Source organism: Streptomyces sp. NPDC006463 (assembly GCF_042870715.1).
Taxonomy (GTDB): domain Bacteria; phylum Actinomycetota; class Actinomycetes; order Streptomycetales; family Streptomycetaceae; genus Streptomyces.
In genome coordinates this window covers 106,362-126,873 of the sequence record NZ_JBIAHP010000007.1, presented here as the reverse complement: position 1 = coordinate 126,873, position 20,512 = coordinate 106,362, and the positions used below count along the sequence as shown (strand labels likewise).

18 protein-coding genes and 1 tRNA gene are annotated in these 20,512 nt (G+C 71.1%); 7 read left to right on the top strand and 12 right to left on the bottom strand.

Annotation, left to right across the window (positions count from 1 at the left end):
• Positions 1–420: 420 nt before the first annotated feature.
• Positions 421–1,203: a LuxR C-terminal-related transcriptional regulator gene (locus ACFYOB_RS14895; RefSeq protein ID WP_388559796.1), complete on the top strand. Its 783-nt coding sequence runs from the start codon at positions 421–423 to the stop codon at positions 1,201–1,203.
• Here ACFYOB_RS14895 and ACFYOB_RS14890 read toward each other — a convergent pair.
• The gene (locus ACFYOB_RS14890; RefSeq protein WP_328926082.1) at positions 1,162–1,659 is read right to left on the bottom strand and encodes a MarR family transcriptional regulator; all 498 of its coding nucleotides are present in this window, start codon (positions 1,657–1,659) and stop codon (positions 1,162–1,164) included. The two genes, ACFYOB_RS14895 and ACFYOB_RS14890, sit on opposite strands and share 42 nt — an antisense overlap.
• A 160-nt stretch (positions 1,660–1,819) precedes the next feature.
• On the opposite strand from ACFYOB_RS14890, the gene ACFYOB_RS14885 reads away from it, so the two are divergent.
• Both ACFYOB_RS14885 and ACFYOB_RS14880 read left to right on the top strand, forming a co-directional pair.
• The gene (locus ACFYOB_RS14885) at positions 1,820–2,677 is read left to right on the top strand and encodes a trans-aconitate 2-methyltransferase (RefSeq protein WP_388559793.1); all 858 of its coding nucleotides are present in this window, start codon (positions 1,820–1,822) and stop codon (positions 2,675–2,677) included.
• A gap of 2 nt (positions 2,678–2,679) precedes the next feature.
• Positions 2,680–3,072 (top strand): VOC family protein, encoded by a 393-nt coding sequence (locus ACFYOB_RS14880; RefSeq protein ID WP_388559790.1) that lies wholly within the window; start codon positions 2,680–2,682, stop codon positions 3,070–3,072.
• A gap of 79 nt (positions 3,073–3,151) precedes the next feature.
• Here ACFYOB_RS14880 and ACFYOB_RS14875 read toward each other — a convergent pair whose 3' ends face one another.
• Positions 3,152–3,826, bottom strand: coding sequence for a TetR family transcriptional regulator (locus tag ACFYOB_RS14875; protein WP_386186608.1), 675 nt, complete (start codon positions 3,824–3,826; stop codon positions 3,152–3,154).
• On the bottom strand, positions 3,823–4,830 hold the full coding sequence (locus ACFYOB_RS14870; protein WP_388559787.1) for an acyl-CoA desaturase: 1,008 nt from the start codon (positions 4,828–4,830) through the stop codon (positions 3,823–3,825). The genes ACFYOB_RS14875 and ACFYOB_RS14870 overlap by 4 nt, the downstream gene beginning before the upstream one ends.
• Before the next feature lie 379 nt (positions 4,831–5,209).
• Between ACFYOB_RS14870 and ppc the strand changes: the two genes are divergently transcribed.
• Entirely contained in the window at positions 5,210–7,972 is a 2,763-nt protein-coding gene (gene ppc / locus ACFYOB_RS14865) for a phosphoenolpyruvate carboxylase (protein WP_388559784.1), read from the top strand.
• A 94-nt stretch (positions 7,973–8,066) separates the two neighbouring features.
• Here ppc and ACFYOB_RS14860 read toward each other — a convergent pair whose 3' ends face one another.
• The 7 genes from ACFYOB_RS14860 to ACFYOB_RS14830 form a co-directional block, all read right to left on the bottom strand.
• Entirely contained in the window at positions 8,067–8,804 is a 738-nt protein-coding gene (locus ACFYOB_RS14860) for an LPXTG cell wall anchor domain-containing protein (RefSeq protein WP_388559781.1), read from the bottom strand.
• Between the two features lie 167 nt (positions 8,805–8,971).
• On the bottom strand, positions 8,972–9,562 hold the full coding sequence (pth, locus tag ACFYOB_RS14855) for an aminoacyl-tRNA hydrolase (protein WP_388559778.1): 591 nt from the start codon (positions 9,560–9,562) through the stop codon (positions 8,972–8,974).
• Positions 9,563–9,661: 99 nt separating this feature from the next.
• Complete coding sequence (locus ACFYOB_RS14850) at positions 9,662–10,249, bottom strand: 50S ribosomal protein L25/general stress protein Ctc (protein WP_388559775.1); 588 nt, start codon at positions 10,247–10,249, stop codon at positions 9,662–9,664.
• Between the two features lie 191 nt (positions 10,250–10,440).
• Positions 10,441–11,418 (bottom strand): ribose-phosphate diphosphokinase, encoded by a 978-nt coding sequence (locus ACFYOB_RS14845; protein WP_030723354.1) that lies wholly within the window; start codon positions 11,416–11,418, stop codon positions 10,441–10,443.
• Between the two features lie 134 nt (positions 11,419–11,552).
• Entirely contained in the window at positions 11,553–12,998 is a 1,446-nt protein-coding gene (gene glmU / locus ACFYOB_RS14840; RefSeq protein ID WP_388559772.1) for a bifunctional UDP-N-acetylglucosamine diphosphorylase/glucosamine-1-phosphate N-acetyltransferase GlmU, read from the bottom strand.
• Positions 12,999–13,107: 109 nt separating this feature from the next.
• Positions 13,108–13,179 (bottom strand) — tRNA-Gln (locus ACFYOB_RS14835).
• 7 nt (positions 13,180–13,186) lie between these two features.
• On the bottom strand, positions 13,187–14,104 hold the full coding sequence (locus ACFYOB_RS14830; protein WP_388559769.1) for a hypothetical protein: 918 nt from the start codon (positions 14,102–14,104) through the stop codon (positions 13,187–13,189).
• Positions 14,105–14,235: 131 nt separating this feature from the next.
• Between ACFYOB_RS14830 and ACFYOB_RS14825 the strand changes: the two genes are divergently transcribed.
• Entirely contained in the window at positions 14,236–15,522 is a 1,287-nt protein-coding gene (locus ACFYOB_RS14825) for a sensor histidine kinase (RefSeq protein WP_388559767.1), read from the top strand.
• A gap of 7 nt (positions 15,523–15,529) precedes the next feature.
• On the opposite strand, the gene ACFYOB_RS14820 is transcribed toward ACFYOB_RS14825, so the two are convergent.
• Together ACFYOB_RS14820 and ACFYOB_RS14815 are read right to left on the bottom strand one after the other, a co-directional pair.
• Entirely contained in the window at positions 15,530–16,039 is a 510-nt protein-coding gene (locus ACFYOB_RS14820; protein WP_388559766.1) for an SUKH-3 domain-containing protein, read from the bottom strand.
• A 2-nt stretch (positions 16,040–16,041) separates the two neighbouring features.
• Entirely contained in the window at positions 16,042–16,560 is a 519-nt protein-coding gene (locus ACFYOB_RS14815; RefSeq protein ID WP_388559764.1) for a YwqJ-related putative deaminase, read from the bottom strand.
• A gap of 335 nt (positions 16,561–16,895) precedes the next feature.
• On the opposite strand from ACFYOB_RS14815, the gene ACFYOB_RS14810 reads away from it, so the two are divergent.
• Both ACFYOB_RS14810 and ACFYOB_RS14805 read left to right on the top strand, forming a co-directional pair.
• A complete protein-coding gene (locus ACFYOB_RS14810) occupies positions 16,896–17,909 on the top strand; it encodes an SMI1/KNR4 family protein (protein ID WP_388559762.1) in 1,014 nt (337 codons plus the stop codon).
• 7 nt (positions 17,910–17,916) lie between these two features.
• Complete coding sequence (locus ACFYOB_RS14805; protein WP_388559760.1) at positions 17,917–20,472, top strand: SUKH-4 family immunity protein; 2,556 nt, start codon at positions 17,917–17,919, stop codon at positions 20,470–20,472.
• Positions 20,473–20,512: the final 40 nt, after the last annotated feature.

The window sequence follows — 20,512 nt, the reverse complement described above, 5'->3', positions numbered from 1 at the left end:
CGGGGGGCGTGCGCACATCCGGAACGCGCTGGCGCCGGGCGCTCCGCGCGGGCGCCCGGCGTGCACACGCCGAGTGAAACGCGCAGCGTGCAACTGCCGGTGGCACGCGCCGGTCCACAAGCCGCCATCAGGGCTATCAGTGCAGGTGAAATCAGGCCAACATAAAGGCGGTTCAGCACGCCCGCACCGGAAAAACGCTGGAAAAACTTCCGCTATTCGGCCAACCCCGGGCCCCCGGCGCCCTACGCTGATGCGTGACACCGGTGGGGGCCGGTGTTGATTCAGGGGTCGAGACAAGTCGGGTACGACGTCCGGTCCGGGGTAGTGCAGAGATGTCACGGCGGCGGCCGCGGCGGCTGCGGATCACCCGGTCCGGGCGTCGTACCCGCCGTCGTCCGTTCCCCGACCCTTGGGGGTTTTGTGGCTCGTATCCGGGTTCTCGTGGTCGACGATCACCGCATCTTCGCCGAATCGCTCGCGGCCGCGCTCGCGGCCGAGCCGGACGTGGACGTGTCCGCGGCCGGCAGCGGCCCCGCCGCGCTGCGCTGTCTCGAACGCGCGGCGGCCGAGGGCCGCCGCTTCGACGTCATGCTGGTCGACGCCGACCTCGGCGCCGTCGTGGGCGCCGCCGCCGGGGGAGTGCCCGCCCAGCGGGAGCCGGGCCCCGGCTCCGGGCCGCCGCCCGCATCGGACGGGATCGCGCTGGTAGCCGGGGTGCGGGTGTCCCACCCCGGGGCGCGCGCGGTCGTCCTCGCGGAGCGCGACGACCCCCGCCGGGCGGCCCTCGCGCTGCAGGCGGGAGCCTCGGGCTGGGTGGCGAAGGACTGCTCGCTCTCGCGGCTGCTGGCCGTCATCCGGGGGGTCCTGCGCGAGGAGACCCACCTGCCGCCCGCGCTGCTCACCGGAGTCCTCCGCGAACTGACCGCGGCGCGCAAGCACCGTACGGACAGCGAACGGCTCGTCGAGTCGCTCACCCCGCGCGAGCACGAGGTGCTGCGCTGCATGGTGGCGGGGCTGGGCCGCAAGGACGTGGCGGCGCGGCTGTTCCTGTCCCCGCACACCGTCCGCACCCACATGCAGAACGTGCTGGGCAAGCTCGGGGTGCACTCCACCCTCGCCGCGGTGGCGCTGGCCCGGCGGGCCGGCGTACGACCCGCCGACCTAGCCGGGGATGTTGTCGAACGGAGCGGTCAACTGGCGTAGCAGCGCGGCGAGATCGCCGCGCTGGTTCTGCGAGAGCTGGGCCAGGATCGCCCGCTCCTGGGCCAGCAGTCCGGCGAGGGCCTGGTCGGCGCGGTCCCGGCCCTCGGGGGTCAGCCGCACCAGGACCCCCCGGCGGTCGCTGGGGTCCGGCAGCCGCTCGACGAGGCCCTTCTTGGCGAGCCGGTCGATGCGGTTGGTCATCGTGCCGGAGGTGACCAGGGTCTGCGTCAACAACTGGCCGGGAGAGAGCTGGTAGGGCGCGCCCGCGCGCCGCAGCGAGGTCAGGACGTCGAACTCCCACGGTTCCAGGCCGTGCTCGGAGAAGGCCAGCCGACGTGCCCGGTCGAGGTGGCGCGCGAGCCTGCTGACGCGGCTCAGTACCTCGAGCGGTTCCACGTCGAGGTCAGGGCGCTCCCGCCGCCATGCCGCTACCAGTCGGTCGACCTCGTCCTCCATGCGGATCAGTGTAAGGGGTCTGTCGACATGAAGTCTCTTCACGTCATGCATCTTGTGATCAAGTATCTTGACATCGAGATATAATTGGCGCGAGCAGGGGGCATGGAGGGGCCGGAGCTGATTCCGCTTCCGACCGACCCGCCAGCAGGGAGGATCGAACATGCATTCCGATACGGCACGGGCCGGGATTCCCACGGCCACCGCGCCCTCCGCCCCCACCTGGGATCCCCATCAGTACCTCCGGCATGCCGGCCATCGAACACGCCCGTTCCTGGACCTCCTGACCCGCATACCCGAACTCCCCACCAGGCCCGCCCGCATCGCCGACCTCGGCTGCGGCCCCGGCAACGTCACCGCCCTGCTCGCCGGACGCTGGCCCGAGGCCCGCATCACCGGCTTCGACCTCTCCCCCGAGATGCTCCACCGCGCCATCGAGGAGTACGCCGGCCCCACCACCGGCGGCGGCAGCCTCGACTTCCGCCACGCGGACCTCTCCGGCTGGCTGCCCGAAGAGCCCTACGACCTGATCGTCTCCAACGCCGCCCTCCAGTGGGTCCCGGGCCACCCCGGCTCCTTCGGCGCCTGGATCAACAGCCTGCGCCCCGGCGGCACCTTCGCCTTCCAGATCCCCGGCAACTTCACCGCCCCCAGCCACGCCATACTCGCCGAACTCTGCGACACCCCGCGCTGGCGGTCCCGCCTCGCCGGGCACGGCGCCCGCTACGTCCATCTCCTCGAACCCGCCGAATACCTCGCCCGGTTCACCGAGCTCGGCTGCGCCGCGGACGTCTGGGAGACCACCTACCACCAACTGCTCCAAGGCCCCGACCCGGTGCTCGACTGGGTCAAGGGCACCGCGCTGCGGCCCGTCCTCACCGCCCTCGGCGACGACCGGGAAGCCGCGAACGCCTTCCTCGCCGAGTACCGCGACCGGCTGCGCGAGGCCTACCCGTCCGGGCCGCGCGGCACCGTCTTCCCGTTCCGAAGGATCTTCGCCATCGCCCGCAAGGAGGCCTGACCGTGCTGACCGCCGTCGACCACGTCCAACTCGCCGCGCCGCCCGGATCGGAGGACCGCCTGCGGGCCTATTACACCGAGGTCCTCGGCATGGACGAGATCCCCAAACCGGCCGTCCTCGCCGCGCGCGGCGGCTGCTGGTTCGCCGCCGGCCCGGTCCAGCTGCACCTCGGCGTGGAGGAGGACTTCCGGCCCGCCCGCAAGGCCCACCCGGGACTGCGGGTGACCGGCATCGTCGCCTACGCGAGCAGACTTCGGGAGCGGGGCGCCGAGGTCGTCTGGGACGACAACCTGCCGGGCCACCGCCGCTTCTACTCCGAGGACCCCGTGGGCAACAGGCTCGAATTCCTGGAACCGCACAGCCCGGAACCGCACGGCCCGGACCCGGTCGGCTGATGCCGACCGCACGACGGCGCCCCGCCACCGGATCTCCGGTGACGGGGCGCCGTCGTACAGGTCGCGTACGGTACGCCGCTCAGCTCTTGCGCCGGCCCACCAGCTGCGGCTTCGACTCCAGCCCGTCCAGCCCGTGCCAGGCCAGGTTCACCAGATGCGCCGCCACCTCCGCCTTCTTCGGGCGGCGGACGTCCAGCCACCACTGACCCGTCAGCGCCACCATTCCCACCAGCGCCTGCGCGTACAGCGGGGCCAGCTTCGGGTCGAAGCCCCGGGCCTTGAACTCCAGGCCCAGGATGTCCTCCACCTGCGTGGCGATGTCACTGATCAGCGAGGCGAACGTGCCCGTCGACTGCGCGACCGGGGAATCACGTACGAGGATCCGGAAGCCGTCCGTGTAGGACTCGATGTAGTCCAGCAGTGCGAACGCCGCCTGCTCCAGCAGCTCCCGCGGATGCCCTGCCGTCAGCGCGCCCGTCACCCCGTCCAGCAGCTGGCGCATCTCCCGGTCCACGACGACCGCGTACAGCCCCTCCTTGCCCCCGAAGTGCTCGTACACCACGGGCTTGGACACCCCGGCCTTCGCCGCGATCTCCTCCACCGAAGTGCCTTCGAAACCCTTCTCCGCGAACAGGGTCCGGCCGATGTCCAGCAGCTGCTGGCGCCGCTCCGCGCCCGTCATCCTCACCCGGCGGCCGCGCCTGGGCTTGTCGCTGCTGGAATTACCGCCGTCGATCGCCACACCCCCCATCATGCCGCGTTCGGTTCGTTTTCCCTGCGCCGGGCGTCGATGCGGCCCTGAGAGGGCCAGCGCACGTCCGTGGCCCAGCCCAGCTGCTCGAACCAGCGGATCAGCCGCGCACTGGAGTCGACCTGGCCGCGCAGCACCCCGTGCCGGGCCGACGTCGGGTCGGCGTGGTGCAGGTTGTGCCAGGACTCGCCGCAGGACAGGACCGCCAGCCACCACACGTTGCCCGAGCGGTCCCGGGACTTGAACGGCCGCTTGCCCACCGCGTGGCAGATCGAGTTGATCGACCACGTCACGTGGTGCAGCAGCGCGACCCGCACCAGCGAGCCCCAGAAGAACGCCGTGAACGCACCCCACCAGGACATCGTCACCAGACCGCCCACCAGCGGCGGGATCGCCAGCGACACCATCGTCCAGAAGATGAAGTCGCGCGAGATGCGCCGGATCGCCGGATCCTTGATCAGGTCAGGGGCGTACTTCTGCTGATCGGTCTGCTCCTCGTCGAAGAGCCAGCCGATGTGCGCCCACCACAGGCCCTTCATCAGAGTCGGCAGCGTCTCGCCGAACCGCCACGGCGAATGCGGGTCGCCCTCGTGGTCCGAGTACTTGTGGTGCTTGCGGTGGTCCGCCACCCAGCGCACCAGCGGGCCCTCCACCGCCATCGAACCCATCACGGCGAGAACGATCCGCAGCGGCCGCTTCGCCTTGAAGGAACCGTGCGTGAAGTAACGGTGGAAGCCGATCGTGATCCCGTGGCAGGCCAGGAAGTACATGAAGACCATCAGGCCGAGGTCCAGCCAGCTCACCCCCCAGCCCCAGGCCAGCGGAACCGCCGCCAGCAGCGCCAGGAAGGGAACGGTGATGAACAGCAGGAGGGCGATCTGCTCGATGGAACGCTTGTTCTCGCCGCCGAGCGTCGCGGAAGGCACGGACGGAGCGGACGACGCGGACGACGTGGACGTGCCGGAGGACGCTGTGACGCCCTCGGCCAGATCGGGACTGATGGTCATGGGTGTCCCCTGGGGGGTGAGGAGAGGGTGAGGAGTCAGGGAGCCTGATCGCGGACCCTACGGACCCGTAACCTACGGCATCGTAAGTATGGCAAAGGACAGCCCGGAGGCAACAGGAGCGCGGCCGGGACGGCCGGACGTCGGCCAAGTGACCGCGACGAGACGCGCCGGTAACCGGCACGAGAGCGTGCCGCGAGCGGTTCACCAGCCGCCTGCTGAGACATTTGCCCAGGCACGCGCCTCGGACACCTATCCTGGTCCCGTCGGACAGCGCGGTCCGCACGGGCAGCCCGAGCTGCGCACCTCAGGAGCGGCGACGCCGCGCACGGCCGGGAGCCCACCGCCCAGTAGCGCTCGAACACTGCAAGGAGCCGCACCTGTGAGCAGTGCTGACCAGGCCCCCCAGGGCCAGGCCCCCGTCACCCCGGCCGCCACCGCCAACGCGGAGCTGCGCGCGGACATCCGCCGCCTCGGCGACCTCCTCGGGGAGACCCTCGTCCGCCAGGAAGGCCAGGACCTCCTCGACCTCGTCGAACGCGTCCGTGCCCTCACCCGCACCGACGGCGAGGCAGCCGCCGCCCTCCTCGGCGACACCGACCTGGAGACCGCCGCCAAGCTCGTGCGCGCCTTCTCCACCTACTTCCACCTCGCCAACGTCACCGAGCAGGTGCACCGCGGCAAGGAACTGCGCGCCCACCGCGCCGCCGAAGGCGGGCTCCTCGCCCGCACCGCCGACATGCTCAAGGACGCCGACCCCGCGCACCTGCGCGAGACGGTCAAGAACCTCAACGTCCGCCCCGTCTTCACGGCGCACCCCACCGAGGCGGCCCGCCGCAGCGTCCTCAACAAGCTGCGCCGCATCGCGGCCCTCCTGGAGGAGCCCGTCACCGGCGCCGGCGACCGCCGCCGCCACGACCTGCGCCTCGCCGAGAACATCGACCTCGTCTGGCAGACCGACGAACTGCGCGTCGTCCGCCCCGAGCCCGCCGACGAGGCCCGCAACGCCATCTACTACCTCGACGAGCTGCACGCCGGCGCCGTCGGCGACGTCCTCGAAGACCTCGCCGCCGAACTCCAGCGCGTCGGCGTCGAACTCCCCGCCGGCACCCGCCCCCTCACCTTCGGCACCTGGATCGGCGGCGACCGCGACGGCAACCCCAACGTCACCCCCGACGTCACCCGCGACGTGCTGATCCTCCAGCACGAGCACGGCATCACCGACGCACTCGAACTCATCGACTTCCTGCGCGGACTCCTCTCCAACTCCATCCGCTACACCGGCGCCACCGAAGAACTCCTCGCCTCCCTCCAGGCCGACCTCGAACGCCTCCCCGAGATCAGCCCGCGCTACAAGCGGCTGAACGCCGAGGAGCCGTACCGCCTCAAGGCCACCTGCATCCGGCAGAAGCTCCTCAACACCCGCGAACGCCTCGCCAAGGGCATCCCCCACGAAGAAGGCCGCGACTACCTCGGCACCGCCGAGCTGCTCACCGACCTCACCCTCATCCAGACCTCCCTGCGCGAACACCGCGGCGCGCTCTTCGCCGACGGCCGCATGGACCGCACCATCCGCACCCTGGCCGCCTTCGGCCTCCAGCTCGCCACCATGGACGTACGCGAGCACGCCGACGCCCACCACCACGCCCTCGGCCAGCTCTTCGACCGGCTCGGCGAGGAGTCCTGGCGCTACGCCGACATGCCCCGCGACTACCGGCAGAAGCTCCTCGCCAAGGAACTCCGCTCCCGCCGGCCCCTCGCCCCCACCCCGGCCCCCCTCGACGCCGCGGGACACAAGACCCTCGGCGTCTTCTCCGCCATCAAGGACGCCTTCGAGAAGTTCGGCCCCGAGGTCATCGAGTCGTACATCATCTCGATGTGCCAGGGCGCCGACGACGTCTTCGCCGCCGCCGTCCTCGCCCGCGAGGCCGGCCTCATCGACCTCCACGCCGGCTGGGCCAAGATCGGCATCGTCCCGCTCCTGGAGACCACCGACGAGCTCCGCGCCGCCGACGTCATCCTCGACGAGATGCTCGCCGACCCCTCCTACCGGCGCCTGGTCTCCCTGCGCGGCGACGTCCAGGAGGTCATGCTCGGCTACTCCGACTCCTCCAAGTTCGGAGGCATCACCACCAGCCAGTGGGAGATCCACCGCGCCCAGCGCCGACTGCGCGACGTCGCCCACCGCTACGGCGTGCGCCTGCGCCTCTTCCACGGCCGCGGCGGCACCGTCGGCCGCGGCGGCGGTCCCTCGCACGACGCGATCCTCGCCCAGCCCTGGGGCACCCTCGAAGGCGAGATCAAGGTCACCGAGCAGGGCGAGGTCATCTCCGACAAGTACCTCGTCCCCTCCCTCGCCCGCGAGAACCTCGAACTGACCGTCGCGGCCACCCTGCAGGCCTCCGCCCTGCACACCGCGCCCCGCCAGTCCGACGAGGCCCTCGCCCGCTGGGACGCGGCCATGGACACCGTCTCCGACGCCGCGCACGCCGCCTACCGCGAGCTCGTCGAGGACCCGGACCTCCCCTCGTACTTCTTCGCCGCGACCCCGGTCGACCAGCTCGCCGACCTCCACCTCGGCTCCCGCCCCTCCCGCCGCCCCGACTCCGGCGCCGGCCTCGACGGCCTGCGCGCCATCCCGTGGGTCTTCGGCTGGACCCAGTCCCGCCAGATCGTCCCCGGCTGGTACGGAGTCGGCTCCGGCCTCAAGGCCCTGCGCGAAGCCGGCCAAGGAGACGTCCTCGCCGAAATGGGCGAGCGATGGCACTTCTTCCGCAACTTCCTGTCCAACGTCGAGATGACGCTGGCCAAGACCGACCTGCGGATCGCCCGCCACTACGTCGACACCCTCGTACCGGACGACCTCAAGCACGTCTTCACCCGCATCGAGGCCGAGCACGAGCTCACCGTCCGCGAGGTCCTGCGCATCACCGGCGGCGAGAAGCTCCTGGACTCCCACCCGGTGCTCCAGCAGACCTTCGCCGTACGCGACGCCTACCTGGACCCCATCTCCTACCTCCAGGTGTCCCTGCTCGCCCGCCAGCGCGCCGCAGCCGCCCGCGGCGAGGATCCCGACCCGCTGCTCGCCCGCGCCCTGCTGCTCACCGTCAACGGCGTCGCCGCCGGCCTGCGCAACACCGGCTGAATCCGCGACCGCCCGCAGACACGCAGAAGCCCCCGCACCGAAGGTGCGGGGGCTTCTCCCGTACGGGCTGCCTGCGTACCGGCTACGGCTACGGCTACGGCTGCGTGCGACGGCGGCGGACCACCAGCACCCCACCGGCCGCGACCAGCAGGGCGGCCAGCGTCGAGACCAGGGCGACCGGCAGGCCGGACCCGGTGTTGGCCAGGTCACCGCCGGCGACCGGGGCCGGCGAGGTCGCCGTCCCGCTCGGCGTACCCGACGGAGTAGCGCTCCGGCTCGGGGTCACCGACCCGGAGGGGGAGACCGACGTGGCCGGCGTCTTCGACGGGGTGCCCGAGGACGTGCTCGACGGCGTACCGGACGGAGTCTTCGAAGGCGTCTTCGACGGCGTCCCGCTCGGCGTGCCGCTCGGAGTCACGGTCGACGGGCAGGTGTGCGACAGGTTGAACCACTCCAGCTTGCCGCCCTTCACCTTGGCGACGGCCGAGGTGAGCTTGGCGCCGGGCTCGGAGGCGACGTAGGCGTGGTTGTCGTTCGGCGGGCCGAAGGTGGTGATCACCTTCTGGCCGCCCGGCTCGAACGTCACCGTCAGCTCCACGAAGGAGATGTCGTTGGGGTTGCCCGGAGCGACGAAATGCCAGCCGTCCTGGGTCGACGGTATGTCAGCGCACTTCTTCTCCGTCGACCCGAAGGAAGCCGCGGTGATGGGCACCTGCTGGTGCAGCGGAACGGTGTACGCGTCGGTGGCGAGAGCGGGAGTCGCCCCGGCGGCGAGAACGAGCGAGGTCGCGGCGACGGCGAATGCCGCCCGGCGCATCCTGGAAGGGGACATGGAGTACCTCTGGAACAAGTGAGGAAGACGGGCCGTGGGGGGCGGCGCCGCCAGCTTGCTGATGACGTCCCACACCAGTCAAGAGGTACGCGTCAATATTCGTATGCTCTTGTATTCCTGTGTGACGGTATGTCCGAAGTAACGATCGGTCTACGCCCCCCGGTCACTCAGGAGTTGTACGTCGACTGGGCGCGCTCCAGCCCCTCCGCGATCAGACACTCCACGGAATCCGCCGCCCGGTCCACGAACCAGTCCAGCTCCTTGCGCTCCGTCGAGGAGAAGTCCTTCAGCACGAAGTCCGCCACCTGCATCCGGCCCGGCGGCCGGCCGATACCGCAACGCACCCGGTGGTAGTCCGGGCCCATCGACTTCGTCATCGACTTCAGTCCGTTGTGACCGTTGTCCCCGCCACCCAGCTTCAGACGCAGCGTCGGGTAATCGATGTCGAGCTCGTCATGGATCGCGACGATCCGCTCCACCGGCACCTTGTAGAAGTCACGCAACGCCGTCACCGGCCCGCCCGACAGGTTCATGTACGTCATCGGCTTGGCCAGCACCACCCGCCGATTGGCCGGCCCCGGCGGGCCCATGCGACCCTCCACCACCTGCGCCCGGGCCTTGTGCGCCTTGAACTTCCCACGGATCCGCTCCGCCAGCAGGTCGGCCACCATGAAACCGATGTTGTGGCGGTTGCCCGCGTACTCCGGTCCCGGATTGCCGAGGCCGACGATCAGCCAGGGCGCCGTGTCGTCCGACATCAAAAGCTCCTTAGGTCCTGGGCGAAACACGACCGCCGTCCCGCTCCAGTGGAGCCGGACGGCGGTCGGTCAGCAACTGCTGAGGGGAGAAGGCGAGGCTCAGGCCTCGGCGCCCTCGGTCTCCTCGGCGGCGGCCGGCTCCTCGGCCTGCGGGGAGACGACCTGCAGAACGGCGATGTCGCCGTCGACGGCCAGGGTGGTGCCCGCCGGGAGGACCAGGTCCGCGGCGTGGATGGTGGCGCCGGCCTCCAGGCCCGCGATCGAGACGGTGACCTCGGTCGGGATGTGGGTGGCCTCGGCCTCGACGGAGATGGTGTTCTGGAGGGTCTCCAGCATGTTGCCGCCGGCGGCCAGCTCGCCCTCGGTGACGATCGCGACGTCGACGGTGACCTTCTCGCCCTTCTTGACGATCAGGAAGTCGACGTGGGAGACCGAACGCTTCAGCGGGTGCTTCTGCACGGCCTTCGGGATGACCAGCTCGGTGCTGTCGCCCGCGATGTCCAGGGAGATCAGGACGTTCGGGGTGCGCAGCGCCAGCTGCAGGGCGTGGGCGTCGACGTTGACGTGCTTCGGGGCGGTGCCGTGGCCGTAGATGACACCCGGGGTCAGGGCGTCACGACGGGCCTGGCGGGCAGAGCCCTTGCCGAAGGTGTCACGGAGCTGGGCGGAAAGCTTGACCTCGGACATACTCACTCCTCGTGGGGTGACGGAAAAAGGACGACAGTCACCCGGCCGGAACGGCCTGCTACGAAGAGCGCGTCGATAACGGAGTGCCCGCACATGAAAGTGCGGCCTCCCTCGCCGAGCAACTTCATGAGTCTACCCGGCGGGGAGGCCGCCCTCAAAAATGATCACAGCAGAAGGATCTGCGGTGACTCCTACTGCTGCTCTTCGAACAGGCTGGTGACCGAGCCGTCCTCGAAGACCTCGCGCACCGCGCGCGCGATCATCGGGGCGATCGACAGCACCGTGATCTTGTCGAGCTCCAGGTCGGACGGGTCCGGCAGGGTGTTCGTGAAGACGAACTCGCTGACCTTGGAGTTCTTCAGACGGTCGGCGGCCGGGCCCGACAGGATGCCGTGCGTGGCCGTCACGATGACGTCCTCCGCGCCGTGCGCGAACAGCGCATCGGCCGCGGCACAGATGGTGCCACCCGTGTCGATCATGTCGTCGACCAGGACGCAGACGCGGCCCTTGACCTCACCGACGACCTCGTGGACGGTCACCTGGTTGGCGACGTCCTTGTCACGGCGCTTGTGCACGATCGCCAGCGGCGCGTCCAGACGGTCGCACCAGCGGTCGGCGACACGCACGCGGCCGGCGTCCGGGGAGACGATCGTCAGCTTCGTACGGTCCACCTTGGCGCCCACGTAGTCCGCGAGGACGTTCAGCGCCGACAGGTGGTCCACCGGGCCGTCGAAGAAGCCCTGGATCTGGTCGGTGTGCAGGTCGACCGTCAGGATGCGGTCCGCACCCGAGGTCTTCAGCAGGTCCGCGACCAGGCGGGCCGAGATCGGCTCGCGGCCCTTGTGCTTCTTGTCCTGACGGGCGTAACCGTAGGAGGGGATGATCACGGTGATGGAGCGAGCCGACGCGCGCTTCAGCGCGTCGATCATGATCAGCTGCTCCATGATCCACTTGTTGATCGGAGCCGTGTGGCTCTGGATCAGGAAGCAGTCCGCGCCACGAGCCGACTCCTGGAAGCGGACGTAGATCTCACCGTTCGCGAAGTCGAAAGCCTTGGTCGGCACGAGGCCGACTCCCAGCTGGTGCGCGACCTCCTCGGCCAGCTCGGGGTGGGCGCGGCCGGAGAAGAGCATCAGCTTCTTCTCGCCGGTCGTCTTGATCCCGGTCACAGCACTGTCTCCTCAGACGTGTTGAAAGCTGCTCGCCCCCGCGTGCGTCCGTCCCGCACACGGTGAGCCAGCCGAATTGCGTGCACCTATCACGGTACGCCGTCCCAGGCGTACCCGTTTCCGGTCAGTTCACCTCAACGGCTGTCGGAGTCCACCTGGACCGCCGACTGGGCCGCCGTCGCGGCAGCGCTTCCCGGACGCTTGCGGGCCACCCAGCCCTCGATATTCCGCTGCTGGCCACGGGCCACGGCCAGGGCACCGGGCGGAACGTCCTTCGTGATCACGGACCCGGCGGCCGTGTAGGCGCCGTCCCCGATGGTGACGGGCGCCACAAACATGTTGTCCGAGCCCGTCTTGCAGTGTGAGCCGACGGTGGTGTGGTGCTTGTGCTCACCGTCGTAGTTCACGAAGACGCTCGCCGCGCCGATGTTCGTGTACTCGCCGATCGTCGCGTCACCCACGTACGACAGGTGCGGCACCTTGGTGCCCTCGCCGATCGTCGCGTTCTTCATCTCCACGTACGTACCGGCCTTGGCCTTGGTGCCGAGGACCGTCCCCGGACGCAGGTACGCGAACGGCCCCACGGAAGCCAGCTCGCCGATGACGGCACCGTCGGCCACCGTGTTGTCCACGCGCGCCCCCTGGCCCACCCGGGTGTCCTTCAGCCGGGTGTTCGGGCCGACCTCGGCCCCCTCGGCGACGTGGGTGGACCCGAGGAGCTGCGTCCCCGGGTGGACGAGGGCGTCCTGCCCGAAGGTGACGGTGACGTCCACGAACGTGCTGGCCGGATCCACGACCGTCACACCCGCGAGCATGGCCTGCTCCAGCAGCCGCGCGTTCAGCAGGGCGCGGGCCTCGGCGAGCTGGACGCGGTTGTTGATGCCCAGGATCTGGCGGTGGTCACTGCCGACGGCCGCGCCGACGCGGTGGCCCGCCTCGCGCAGGATCCCCAGCACGTCGGTGAGGTACTCCTCGCCCTGGCTGTTGTCGGTGCGCACCTTGCCGAGCGCGTCGGCGAGCAGGGCGCCGTCGAAGGCGAACACGCCGGAGTTGATCTCGCGGATGGCGCGCTGGGTGTCGGTGGCGTCCTTGTGCTCGACGATGGCGGTCACGGCGCCGCCGGCGTCCCGGACGATGCGCCCGTAGCCGGTGGAGTCCGGCACCTCGGCGGTGAGCACGGTGACGGCGTTGCCGTCGGCCTCGTGCGTCGCGGCGAGCTGCTTGAGGGTCTCGCCGGTCAGCAGCGGGGTGTCGCCGCAGACGACGATCACGGTGCCGTCGACGACCCCGCCGAGCTCTTCGAGGGCCATCCGGACGGCGTGGCCCGTGCCGTTCTGCTCGTACTGGACGGCCGTGCGCACACCGGCGTCGATCGCGCCGAGGTGCGCGGTGACCTGCTCCCGGGCGTGCCCGACGACCACGACGAGGTGGGCGGGGTCCAGCTCACGGGAGGCGGCGACGACGTGACCGACGAGCGAGCGCCCGCAGATCTCGTGCAGGACCTTGGGAGTGGCCGACTTCATGCGGGTGCCTTCACCCGCTGCGAGTACGACGACGGCTGCCGGGCGGTTGGCGCTCACGGGGATGCCCTTCGGCTTCGGGGGTGGACCCGTGAAGGATACCGGGGGCCCACGGCCCGCTAACGAAGCCGGGTCCCGACCATGGAGGTCAGGACCCGAACGTGCTTTGCTCCCCTGCCAGGACTCGAACCCGGTCTTAAGGTACCAAAAACCTCAGTGCTGCCGATTACACCACAGGGGATGGTAAATCAACTCAAACCGGACATTCGATCTTCCCGGTTCGGGTTGGACGCCCCTACTATGCCGCACCAGGCGCCCTCGATGCGACGGTAGATGTCGGCGCTTCGGCTGACGTAAAGGATCAGGCAGCCCCGGTAGTTCTCACCCACGTTCTTCCGGGTGGTCCTGGGGTTGTGCTTCTTGAGGGTGGTCCGGGCGAACCGGGTCGCGTCCGCGCCGACGAAGTCGGCCCAGAATTGCTCGGCGGCCCCGGTGTCGGCTGATTCATGGATCATCACGCGGTAGCGAATCCGCTCTCTGTCGACGCCGATGAGATCCAGCCAGGCGAGGAACACCCGGATGACTCCCGGGTCGCTGTTGACGAACTGGACGTTCTCGCGGCGGTCGTACGACTTGTCCTTGGTCCCCTCCGCCCAATACAGCGTCACTCCCGCGATGAAGAGCTCTCGGTCGCTGAGCTGTCCGATCTCGGCTCGCGCCGACTCCTTGGCGAGGGTTCGCCGCTCGTCCCGGACGGCGTTCTCGCGCTCCCAGCGCCGGTGGGAGGCGAGCCGAGCCTGTTCCGCGGGGGTCCTTCGGCCAGCTGGCTTCGGGAGGTCACGGACCCAGAGGGAGATCGAGCTCTTCGCGCAGCCGAGCTCGACCTGGATCTCGTCGTACGTCATGCCCTGGAGGCGGAGCTCGCGGGCCCGGTCGCGCAGGTCGTCCTTGGCGTTGGGGCGCTTCGTCCACTCGGGTGGCGGTTCGCCCTTCACCAGGCTGTTGAGGATGTTGTTGTTGTGGATGCCGAGGCGGTCGCGGATCTGGCGCAGGCTGAGGCCCTCGCGGCGCAGGGTCACCGCCTGCTCGCGGAGGGATTCGAAGGTCGTGGTGCCCGTGCGGAGGCCGCCGGTGCCGTCGCCGGGGCGACGTCGGATTTCGGTCATGTCGCCAATGTCGTCCGGAATGCGGGATTCAGGTCTCGGTCGGCGGACGATTCAGTCGTGCGTGCGATTACCGGGGGTTTGCCGGAAATCCCGCCCTGTCTGTGCTGGGGGCGCTGCGTACGCTGGTCGGCATGACCAGTACGGGGGAAGTCGAAGGGCGCGCTGGGCCGCCCTTGTGGTGGGCGCGGCGGCGGGATGCCGTCGGGGACGTGGTGCTCGGTGGGGTGTCCGCCCTGGAGTGCGCGTGGGAGGGCGTCGGTTTCGCGCGTGCGGCCGGGGTGCCGACCGTGGTCGGGGTGCTGTTCGGGTTCGTCGTGGGGGCCGTGCTCGTGCTGCGGCGGCGGTGGCCGGTCGCGGTGGTGCTGGTGGGGATCGCCGTGGCGCCGGCCGCGATGGGGTTCCTGCTCGCGGTGGTGGGGCTGTACGCGCTGGCCTCGTCCGAGGTGCCGCGGCGGATCATCGCGACGCTGGCCTCGATGTCGCTGGCCGCGACGTTCGTGGTGATGTATCTGCGGACGAGGGGTGATGTCGAGGCCGACCCCCTGCTCGTGGTCGCGCTGTCCGGGTTCGTGGCGGTGGCGCTGACCGTGCCGCCGGTGCTGTTCGGGCTGTACATGGGGGCCCGGCGGCGGCTGATGGAGAGTTTGCAGGAGCGGGCGGATTCGCTGGAGCGGGAGTTGTCGCTGCTGGCGGACCGGGCGGAGGAGCGGGCCGAGTGGGCCCGTACGGAGGAGCGGACCCGGATCGCGCGGGAGATGCACGACGTCGTGGCGCACCGGGTGTCGTTGATGGTGGTGCACGCGGCGGCGTTGGAGGCGATCGCGGCGAAGGATCCGGCGCGGGCCGCGAAGAATGCCGCGCTGGTGGGGGACATGGGCCGGCAGGCGCTGACGGAGCTGCGGGAGATGTTGGGGGTGCTGCGGGCTGCCGAGAAGCCGGTGAGGCCGGCGGTGGCGGCGGTGGCCGCCACGTCGGTGGCTCCCCCAGCTACCGCTGGGAGGTACCCCCACGTGGGGAGTTTCGAGGACGGGCCTTCGCTGGCCGAACTGGAGGCGCTGGTGGGGCAGTCGCGGGCGGCCGGGATGGTCGTGGAGATGGTGGTGCAGGGCGATGGGGCGGGGTACGCGGCGGAGGTGGAGCAGGCGGCGTACCGGGTGGTGCAGGAGGCGCTCACGAACTGTCACAAGCATGCTCCCGGCGCGCGGGTGACCGTCCGGCTCGCGCACCGGGAGGGGGAGGTGGCGATGCAGGTGGAGAACGGGCCGTGCGACGGGATGGCCGCGGAGCCGGGGCTGCCCAGTGGGGGCAACGGGCTGGTGGGGATGCGGGAGCGGGTGCTCGGGTTGGGCGGGGTGTTCGTTTCGGGTCCGACGGATGCGGGGGGTTTCAAGGTGTCGGCGGTGCTGCCTGCCGGCTAGGGGTGGGTCAGCCGGTGGTGAGGCGGGTCGGCTGGAGGCCGGTGAGGAGGAGGGTGAGGGCCTCGTCGAGGCTGCCGCCGAGGTACCAGTCGCCGGTGTGGTCGATGCCGTAGACGCGGCCTTCGCGGTCGATGGCGAGGTGGGAGCTTGCGTCTGCCTCGACGCCGAGTGGGCAGAGCTGGGTGGACAGGGCGCGGCCGAGGTCGGCGAAGGTGCGGGCGAGGTGCAGGCCGGTGAGCGGGTCGAGGCGGATGGTGGCGGGGGCTATCTGCCGTCCCGTGCCGGGGGCGTTGACGGTGAGGCCGCCGAATTCGGCCCAGGCTTCGACGGCGGCGGGGAAGACCTCGTGCCGGTGTCCGGCTGGGGTGGTGTGGTCGCGGAGGGCGTCGGCCCAGAATTCGGCCTGTTTGATGTCCCAGCGGCCGGGCTCCCAGCCGGCGGTGCGCAGGGCGGAGTCCACGGCGACGGGGAAGCGGGTGGCCGAGGAGCGGTCGTAGGAGGCTGAGGCGGTGGTCATGGCTACTCGGAGGGGGTGAGGTCGACGGGGCGTACGCCGAAGTGGGCGAGGAGTGCGTCGCAGGAGCGGCAGGGGGGTGCGTAGCTGCCGTGGAGGGGGTCGCCGTCCTCGCGGATTCGGCGGGCGGTGATTTTCGCGTGTTTGAGGGAGCGGCGGGCTTCGCTCGGGGAGAGGGGTTTGCGGGAAGCGCGTCGGGAGCGGGCGCCTTCGATGGCGGCGAGGTGGCGGGAGAGCAGGATCGCTTCCGGGCAGCGGCCGGTGAAGCGTTCGCGCTGGCCGCTGGTGAGGGTGTCGAGGAAGTCCTGCACGAGGGGGTGGAGTACGGGTGGGTGGTCGGCTTTTCCTGCGGTGCCGGTGAGGGTTTCGCCGCGTACGGAGAGGGCGGCGGCGATGGTGGGGAGGATGCCGTCGCGGCGGAAGCGCAGGACGGGTGCGGCGGGGCGGCCGTCGGTGCTGCTCCAGCGCAGGCGGGGGTCGCCCGTGGGGCCGCCGGCTTCGGAGGCCGTGGCCGGTGATGGCATGGGGACGGGTGGTCCCACTGGTGCCGGCGGTCCGGGCGGGCCTGATGGTCCGGGGGTTCCCGGGGTGGCGTCGGCCGGATCTGTGCGTGCTGCCGTGTTGTGCATGGTCGCGCTTTCCCTCCCGTGGCGGCGGTGGTGGCCGCTGTCGCGCACGCCCCCGTGCTGAGGGCACAGCCTGCCAAATGTCACCTGTCATGCGGAAGCGGGGTCGAATATTCGTATCAATTCGGATGTTCCCGGCCGCGGGCCGGGTGTGCCGGTCGTGCGCGGGTGAGCCCCTTGCCCCAGCGCATAGGCTGTGGTGAACCAGCCAGATCCAGCAGGGGGCTACCGCCATGACGACAGGTCGGCTCGGGCAGCAGGCCGCGCCACCCAACGCCGCTTATTCGGGGCAGGTCGTGCATTTCCCGGACCCGGTCCGGGCCGCTCGGCATCCCCACGGAGTGCGGATGGGCGGCAACGGGCATCCGGACTTCTCCGCGTACGCGCGCGCGGCCGTGGAGATCGCAGAGCCGCCGGAGGGCTTCGGTGTGGACGAGTTGCGGCTGACGGACTACGTGTCCGCGAACGCCGCGATGAAGGCGGCCGGGCACGACTTGTGGGACACGGTCGGTGCGGTGGCCACCCCGCACGGCTGGACCTGGCACCACGTGTCGGGTTCGCGGCGCATGGAGCTGGTCCCGGTCGAGGTGAAGGCCCTGCTGCGGCATCACGCGGGGCTGGTGACGGCGCCGGTGGACCACACCAAGCGCGGGACGCGTCCGTTGCAGGAGCTGCGTCCGGCCCATCTGGGGCTGCCGAAGTCGGTGGTGTCGGTTTCCGAGCAGCAGGTGCAGGGAGTCGAGGAGGACCTCGGCTACCGGCTGCCGGAGGCGTACCGCTCGTTCCTGAAGGCCGCGGGTGGCTGCGCGCCGGTCGGCGCGGCGCTGGACGTGGACCTCGGTCTGCTGGTGGACCAGCCGTTCTTCACGGTGCGTGAGGAGGCGGCGGTCAACGACCTGGTGTACGTCAACAAGTGTCTGCGGGACCACCTGACGAAGGACTACCTGTGCGTGGCCTTCGTGCAGGGTGGTCTGCTCGCCCTGAAGGTGAAGGGCGAGGGCGTCGGTTCGGTGTGGTTCTCCCCGTACGACGATGCGCGTGACCAGGACGGCTGGTCGGTGCAGGAGCGCGTGGAGCGGCTGTTGCTGCCGTGCGGCGTTGATTTCGACGCCTTTCTTGAGCGGTTGGCGGGCAATCCGCCGGAGCTTGAGACGGTGGCCGGTCTGATGGTGGACGGCGGATTCGCGCGGTCGGTTCCCGTGGCGGGGCCGGCTGCGGCGGTGCGTGCCGGTTCGGATGAGGGGTGACGGCGCGGTGGTGACATTTGCGCAGGCGCAGGAGCGCGCTGAGGAATGGATCAACGGCGATGTGCCCGCGTACCAGCACCGCGAGGTGCGTGTACGGGAGTTCGGGCTCGGGTTCGTGGTGTGGGCGGAGGACCGTGCGGCCGGGCCGGTGTCCGGTGGTGGGCGGCAGCGGCTGGTCATCGCGCGGGACAGCGGGGAGGTGACGCTGTGGCCGGGGCTGCCGGTGGGTGAGGTGATCCGCCGGTACGAGGAGGAGTACGGGGCGGCGGCTGCCGCGGCGGCTTCGGAGGCTTCGGTACCGCCGCCGCGGATCGACTCGGAGCAGACGTCGTTCATGCTGAGCCCGCCGGAGTGGCTGCAGGAGGCCGCGGACCGGGCGGGGATTCCGGCTGCCGTTCCTTCGTCTTCGGCTGCCTCGGCTTCGTCCTCGGCTTCGTCCTCGGCTTCGGTTTCGCCGGTTCAGGCTCCGGCCGACCCGGCACCGGTACCCGCTCCGGCCGTTCCCGTGGAGGCCGTTGCCGCCGCGTCGGCGCCGGTGGACGTGGTGCCGCTGCGGCGCGGGGGCGAGGTGCCCTACGAGCCGACCGCCAATGACGGGGTTCCGGCGGCTGCCGCGGCGGCCGTTCCGACGGGGGCCACGCCGTGGGCCGGGACCGATGTGAATCCGGGTGCGGACGACGGTTCCGTGCCGCTGCCCGCGACCGTGTTCGCGCCGCCGCTGTCCGGGTCGGACCTGGACGAGGCGCCGTCGTCCGGGGTGGCGCCGGAGGCGCAGACCACGCTGATGCCGGGTGGCAGCCAGCTGCCGCGGACCGCGGTGGTGCCGACGCTGGGGCCGCAGGCGGACAGCATCGCCGACGCGCCGACGAGCAAGGCACAGATCTCCCGGCCGGCCCCCGGCCAGGGTGGCCCCGCCGGTGGTGCGGGGGGTTCGGGTGCGGTTCGGCCGCCGACGCCTCCTGGTCCGCCCGGTGCTCCGGGTGCCGGTGTGCCGCAGCCGCCCGGTCCTCCTGGTCCGCCTGGTGTTCCGGGGGCTTCGCAGGGTCGTGGGCTCGATCATGCCGCGACGATGCTGGCGGGTCCCGCGGTGACGGGTCAGCCGCCGGCGCCTCCTGGTCCGCCCGGTGCTCCGGGTGCCGGTGTGCCGCAGCCGCCCGGTCCTCCTGGTCCGCCTGGTGTTCCGGGGGCTTCGCAGGGTCGTGGGCTCGATCATGCCGCGACGATGCTGGCGGGTCCCGCGGTGACGGGTCAGCCGCCGGCGCCTCCTGGTCCGCCCGGTGCTCCGGGTGCCGGTGTGCCGCAGCCGCCCGGTCCTCCTGGTCCGCCCGGGGCCCCCGGGGCTTCGCACGGTCGTGGGCTCGACCACGCCGCGACGATGCTGGCGGGTCCCGCGGTGACGGGTCAGCCGCCCGCGCCTCCCGGTCCGCCCGGTGCTCCGGGTGCGCCCGGCGTCCCCGGTGCGGGGCTCGACCATGCCGCGACGATGCTGGCCGGTCCCGCCGTGACGGGTCAGCCGCCGACGCCTCCCGGTCCGCCCGGGCCGGCGCCCGCCGGTCCCGTCGCGCAGCCCCCGGCGCACACCGGTGCGCCCACGGTCGGCCCCGGCTACCAGGCCGTACTGCGCTACCGCGCCCCCGACGGCTCCGAGCAGCAGCTCATCCGCCGTTCCGCGCCCGGTACCCCGCACCCCGAGTGGCAGATCCTGCACGAGCTGCGCGCCATGAACGTGCCGCCGCAGCAGGTGCTGGAACTGCACACCGAGCTGGAGTCCTGCGAGCTGCCCGGCGGATACTGCGCCAGGATGATCCGGGAGACCTGGCCGCAGGTGCGGATCACCAGCGTGGCTCCGTACGGCAAGGACCACGCGGGCCGTCAGCAGGGCGTGCGCCATCTGCTCACCCATCAGGGCGAGCTGCACCAGGTGGCGGACGGTCCGGCGCGCCCCGCTCCGGTACGGGTGCCCCTGCCGCAGGTTCCGCTCCAGCCGGCGATCCCGCTGGACGCGATCGCGCAGGAGCTGGCGGGGGCGTTCGGCCCGCAGGGCGTGTTCCGCTTCGACCAGCGGGCGGTGTCCCGTCAGGGTGTGCCGGAGATCGTGGCGCAGACGCTGATGTGGGCGGGCCTGCCCGTCGATTTCGGGCCGTTCTTCTGGGCGCAGGCGGTGCCGGGCCAGCCGGTGCCGACGCTGGCCGAGATGGCCGCGCAGCGGCAGGTGGCGCCGGCTTCGGACGCGGGCTCGTACCTCGTCGTCGGCAGCGACTTCGGCAAGGCGCTGTGCGTGCAGTACGGCACCGCGCACATCGTGGCGGTGCCGGTGGAGGGCGGTCCGGGCGGTGCTCCGGTGCCGCCGCAGTTCGTGAACTCCAGCCTGCCGCAGTTCGTGCGGTCCCTCGCGATGCTGGGTCACATGTGGCGGCTGCGCCAGCATCTGACGCCGGAACAGGCGGGTCGCTGGACCGTCGATTTCCAGGCGAATCTGGCGGGCCTGGACAGTGCGGCGCTGGCCTCTCCGGAGAGCTGGTGGTCGGTGCTGCTGGAGCAGATGTGGGACGGACTGCTCTGATCGGATGATCAGTTGAGTGGCCGGGCCGAGACCCCCGAAC